At 45.1% G+C, this 6999-nt stretch carries 1 pseudogene; it reads left to right on the plus strand.

Annotated elements, in window-relative coordinates:
• Positions 1 to 6999, plus strand: a pseudogene (locus tag GWC95_RS05405) (S-layer family protein); the annotation flags it as partial.

Genomic DNA, 6999 nt, shown 5'->3' on the forward strand with positions numbered 1-6999 from the left:
ATGCATTGACTGTGACCGGCAACATCACTGCCCAATCATTGAGCGTTGTTGATGCAACTGTAAACAATGCGAACGTAAACGGCAACCTTACATCAACCGGAACAATAACTTCTCAGGGATTAAGCACCGTAACTGGCTTGATCGGTAACCTGACTGTTCCTGGAACGATCGTTGGCGGAACATTCAGCGGTACGCTTGGAGCGGGTGCATTGTCAAGCATCACCAATCTTACATTGAATGCATTGACCGTGACTGGCAACATCACCGCGCAATCACTTAGTGTTGTTGATGCAACTGTAAACAATGCGAACGTTAACGGCAACCTTACATCAACCGGAACAATAACTTCTCAAGGATTGAGCACAGTAACCGGCCTGGTCGGTAACCTTACAGTTCCTGGAACGATCATTGGCGGAACATTCAGCGGTACACTCGGAGCTGGCGCATTGTCAAGCATCACAAACCTTACATTGAATGCATTGACTGTGACTGGCAACATCACCGCGCAGTCACTCAGTGTTGTTGATGCGACTGTAAATAATGCCAACGTAAACGGTAACCTTACTTCAACCGGAACAATAACTTCTCAAGGATTAAGCACTGTAACCGGCCTGATCGGTAATCTTACTGTTCCTGGAACGATCATTGGCGGAATATTCAGCGGTACACTCGGAGCGGGTGCATTGTCAAGCATCACCAATCTTACTTTGAGTGCATTGACCGTGACTGGCAACATCACTGCGCAATCACTCAGTGTTGTTGATGCAACAGTAAATAATGCGAACGTTAACGGTAATCTAACTTCAACAGGAAATGTTACTGCCCAATCACTGAGCGCAGTAAATGCAACAGTTAACAACGCTAACGTAAACGGCAACCTTACCTCAACCGGAACAATAACTTCTCAAGGATTGAGCACAGTAACGGGCTTGATCGGAAATCTTACTGTTCCTGGAACAATTATCGGCGGAACATTCAGCGGTACACTTGGCGCTGGTGCATTATCCAGCATCACAAATCTTACTTTGAATGCGTTGACTGTGACTGGCAACATCACTGCGCAATCACTTAGTGTTGTTGATGCAACTGTAAATAATGCGAACGTTAACGGTAACCTTACTTCAACCGGAACAATAACTTCTCAGGGATTGAGCACTGTAACCGGCCTGATCGGTAACCTTACCGTTCCTGGAACTGTAACAACGCAATCGTTCAGCGCAATTAATGCGACGGTAAATAACGCGAACGTTAACGGCAATCTTACATCAACCGGAACAATAACTTCTCAAGGATTAAGCACTGTAACCGGCTTGATCGGCAACCTGACTGTTCCTGGAACGATCATTGGCGGAACATTCAGCGGTACACTTGGTGCTGGCGCATTGTCAAGCATCACAAATCTTACTTTGAATGCGTTGACTGTGACTGGTAACATCACAGCGCAGTCACTTAGTGTTGTTGATGCGATTGTGAACAATGCGAACGTTAACGGTAATCTGACATCAACAGGAAACATTACCGCCCAATCACTGAGCGCAGTAAATGCAACAGTTAACAACGCTAACGTTAACGGCAACCTTACTTCAACCGGCACGATAACCTCTCAGGGACTGAGCACTGTAACCGGCCTGATCGGTAACCTTACTGTTCCTGGAACAATTATTGGTGGAACATTCAGCGGTACACTTGGCGCTGGTGCATTGTCCAGCATCACAAATCTTACTTTGAATGCGTTGACTGTGACTGGCAACATTACTGCGCAATCATTGAGCGTTGTTGATGCAACTGTAAACAATGCGAACGTAAACGGCAACCTTACATCAACCGGAACAATAACTTCTCAGGGATTAAGCACAGTAACTGGCTTGATCGGTAACCTGACTGTTCCTGGAACGATCATTGGCGGAACATTCAGCGGTACGCTTGGAGCGGGTGCCTTGTCGAGCATCACAAATCTTACATTAAATGCATTGACCGTGACCGGCAACATCACTGCCCAATCACTCAGTGTTGTTGATGCAACAGTAAACAATGCCAATGTTAATGGTAACCTTACTTCAACAGGAAACATCACTGCACAATCACTGAGCGCAGTAAATGCAACAGTTAACAACGCTAACGTAAACGGCAATCTTACCTCAACCGGAACAATAACTTCTCAAGGATTGAGCACAGTAACGGGATTGATCGGGAATCTTACTGTTCCTGGAACAATTATCGGCGGAACATTCAGCGGTACACTTGGATCTGGCGCATTGTCAAGCATCACAAACCTTACATTGAATGCGTTGACTGTGACCGGCAACCTCACTGCCCAATCATTGAGCGTTGTTGATGCGACAGTAAATAATGCTAATGTTAACGGCAACCTTACTTCAACAGGAAACATCACTGCACAATCACTGAGCGCAGTAAATGCTACTGTGAACAATGCGAATGTTAATGGTAACCTTACTTCAACCGGAACAATAACTTCTCAAGGATTGAGCACTGTAACCGGTTTGATTGGTAACCTGACTGTTCCTGGAACGATCATCGGCGGAACATTCAGCGGTACACTTGGCGCTGGTGCATTATCCAGCATCACAAACCTTACATTGAATGCGTTGACTGTGACTGGTAACATCACCGCGCAATCACTTAGTGTTGTTGATGCGACTGTAAATAATGCGAACGTTAATGGAAACCTTACTTCAACAGGAAATATTACTGCACAATCACTCAGTGCAGTAAATGCGACTGTAAATAATGCGAACGTTAACGGTAACCTGACATCAACCGGAACGATAACTTCTCAGGGCTTAAGCACAGTAACGGGCCTGATTGGTAACCTTACCGTACCTGGAACAATCATTGGCGGAACATTCAGCGGTACACTTGGTGCTGGCGCATTGTCAAGTATCACAAATCTTACTTTGAGTGCGTTGACCGTAACAGGCAACATCACCGCGCAATCGCTTAGTGTTGTTGATGCGACTGTAAATAATGCGAACGTAAACGGCAACCTTACTTCAACCGGAACAATAACTTCTCAAGGATTAAGCACAGTAACTGGTTTGATTGGAAATCTTACTGTTCCTGGAACGATCATCGGCGGAACATTCAGCGGTACACTTGGCGCTGGTGCATTATCAAGCATCACAAACCTTACTTTGAGTGCGTTGACTGTGACTGGTAACATCACAGCGCAGTCACTTAGTGTTGTTGACGCGACTGTGAACAATGCGAACGTTAATGGTAATCTTACTTCAACAGGAAATATTACTGCACAATCACTCAGTGCAGTAAATGCGACTGTAAATAATGCGAACGTTAACGGTAACCTGACATCAACCGGAACGATAACTTCTCAGGGCTTAAGCACAGTAACGGGCCTGATTGGTAACCTTACTGTGCCTGGAACAATTGTCGGCGGAACATTCAGCGGTACACTTGGCGCTGGTGCATTATCCAGCATCACAAACCTTACTTTGAATGCGTTGACTGTAACTGGTAACATTACTGCTCAATCACTCAGCGTTGTTGATGCAACTGTAAATAATGCGAACGTTAACGGTAATCTTACTTCAACCGGAACAATAACTGCTCAAGGATTAAGCACAGTAATTGGTTTGATTGGCAACCTGACTGTTCCTGGAACGATCATTGGCGGAACATTCAGCGGTACGCTCGGAGCGGGCGCATTGTCAAGCATCACAAACCTTACTTTGAATGCATTGACTGTTACTGGAAACATCACTGCGCAATCACTTAGTGTTGTTGATGCGACTGTGAACAATGCTAACGTTAATGGTAACCTTACTTCCACAGGAAATATTACTGCGCAATCACTCAGTGTAGTAAATGCAACAGTTAACAACGCTAACGTTAACGGTAACCTTACCTCAACCGGAACAATAACATCTCAGGGATTAAGCACAGTAACTGGTTTGATTGGTAACCTGACTGTTCCTGGAACGATCATTGGCGGAACATTCAGCGGTACACTTGGTGCTGGCGCATTGTCAAGCATCACAAATCTTACTTTGAGTGCGTTGACCGTAACAGGCAACATCACCGCGCAATCGCTTAGTGTTGTTGATGCGACTGTAAATAATGCGAACGTAAACGGCAACCTTACTTCAACCGGAACAATAACTTCTCAAGGATTAAGCACAGTAACTGGTTTGATTGGAAATCTTACTGTTCCTGGAACGATCATTGGCGGAACATTCAGCGGTACACTTGGAGCGGGTGCGTTGTCCAGCATCACAAACCTCACCTTGAATGCATTGACTGTGACCGGCAACATCACTGCCCAATCATTGAGCGTTGTTGATGCAACTGTAAACAATGCGAACGTAAACGGCAACCTTACCTCAACCGGAACAATAACTTCTCAGGGATTAAGCACCGTAACTGGCTTGATCGGTAACCTGACTGTTCCTGGAACGATCATTGGCGGAACATTCAGCGGTACATTAGGAGCAGGCGCATTGTCAAGCATCACAAACCTTACATTGAATGCGTTGACTGTGACTGGTAACATCACTGCGCAATCACTCAGTGTTGTTGATGCAACTGTAAACAATGCCAACGTTAATGGTAACCTTACTTCAACAGGAAACATTACTGCACAATCACTCAGCGCAGTAAATGCAACAGTTAACAACGCTAACGTTAACGGTAATCTTACATCAACCGGAACAATAACTTCTCAAGGCTTGAGCACAGTAACGGGCCTGATTGGTAACCTTACCGTACCTGGAACGATCATTGGCGGAACATTCAGCGGTACACTTGGAGCGGGTGCGTTGTCCAGCATCACAAACCTCACCTTGAATGCATTGACTGTGACCGGCAACATCACTGCCCAATCATTGAGCGTTGTTGATGCAACTGTAAACAATGCGAACGTAAACGGCAACCTTACGTCGACAGGAAATGTGACCGCACAATCATTGAGTGCAGTAAATGCAACAGTTAACAATGCGAACGTTAACGGTAATCTTACATCAACCGGCACAATAACCTCCCAAAGCCTGAGCACTGTAACTGGTTTGATCGGCAACCTGAACGTTCCTGGAACTGTAACAACGCAATCGCTTAGCGCTATAAATGCCACTGTAAATAATGCGAACGTAAATGGTAACCTTACGTCAACCGGTACAATAACATCACAAGGATTAAGCACCGTTACTGGTTTGATCGGAAACCTGACTGTTCCAGGCACAATCATTGGCGGTACATTCAGCGGTACACTTGGTGCGGGCGCATTGTCAAGCATCACAAACCTTACTTTGAATGCATTGACTGTGACTGGCAACATCACTGCGCAGTCACTTAGTGTTGTTGATGCGACTGTGAACAATGCCAATGTTAATGGTAACCTTACTTCCACTGGAAATATTACTGCACAATCACTCAGCGCAGTAAATGCGACTGTAAATAACGCTAACGTAAACGGCAATCTTACATCAACCGGAACGATAACATCTCAGGGATTGAGCACAGTAACTGGCCTGATCGGTAACCTTACTGTTCCTGGAACGATCATTGGCGGAACATTCAGCGGTACATTAGGAGCGGGTGCATTGTCAAGCATCACAAACCTTACTTTGAATGCATTGACTGTGACTGGCAACATCACTGCGCAGTCACTCAGTGTTGTTGATGCGACTGTAAACAATGCTAACGTAAACGGTAATCTGACTGCCACAGGAAATATTACCGCCCAATCACTCAGTGCAGTAAATACGACTGTAAATAATGCGAACGTTAACGGTAACCTGACATCAACCGGAACGATAACTTCTCAGGGCTTAAGCACAGTAACGGGCTTGATTGGTAACCTGACTGTTCCTGGAACAATCATTGGCGGAACATTCAGCGGTACACTTGGTGCTGGTGCATTATCAAGCATTACAAGTCTTTCATTGAATGCATTGACTGTGACCGGAAACATCACAACACAAACACTGAGTGCAATTACTGCTACTGTAAATAATGCGAACGTGAACGGTAACCTTACTTCAACCGGCACGATCACATCACAAGGGTTGAGCACTGTAACAGGATTGATCGGCAATCTGAACGTTCCGGGAACTGTAACAACGCAATCGCTTAGCGCTATAAATGCTACTGTAAATAATGCGAACGTAAATGGTAACCTTACGTCAACCGGTACAATAACATCACAAGGATTAAGCACCGTTACTGGTTTGATCGGTAACCTGACTGTTCCAGGCACAATCATTGGCGGTACATTCAGCGGTACACTTGGTGCAGGCGCATTGTCAAGCATTACAAGTCTTTCATTGAATGCATTAACTGTGACTGGAAACATCACAACACAGACATTAAGTGCAATCACTGCAACTGTAAATAACGCAAACGTTAATGGTAACCTTACGTCGACAGGAAATGTGACTGCACAATCACTTAGTGCAATAAATGCTACAGTGAACAATGCGAATGTTAATGGTAATCTTACTTCAACCGGCACGATAACTTCTCAAGGATTGAGCACTGTAACTGGCCTGATTGGTAACCTTACCGTTCCAGGCACAATCATTGGTGGCACATTCAGTGGCACACTTGGGGCTGGTGCATTGTCAAGCATCACGAGTCTTTCATTGAATGCATTGACTGTGACTGGAAACATCACAACACAAACACTGAGTGCAATTACTGCAACGGTTAACAATGCTAACGTAAACGGTAACCTTACGTCGACAGGAAATGTGACTGCACAAACCCTTAGTGCAATTACCGCAACCGTAAATAACGCAAACGTTAATGGTAATCTTACATCGACTGGAAATGTGACGGCACAATCATTGAGTGCTGTAAATGCTACAGTGAACAATGCGAATGTTAATGGTAATCTTACTTCAACCGGAACGATAACTTCTCAAGGATTGAGCACGGTAACCGGCCTGATCGGTAACCTGACTGTTCCTGGAACAATCATTGGCGGTACATTCAGTGGTACGCTTGGTGCAGGCGCATTGTCAAGCA

Source organism: Sediminibacterium roseum (genome assembly GCF_009939005.1).
Taxonomy (GTDB): Bacteria; Bacteroidota; Bacteroidia; order Chitinophagales; family Chitinophagaceae; genus Sediminibacterium; species Sediminibacterium roseum.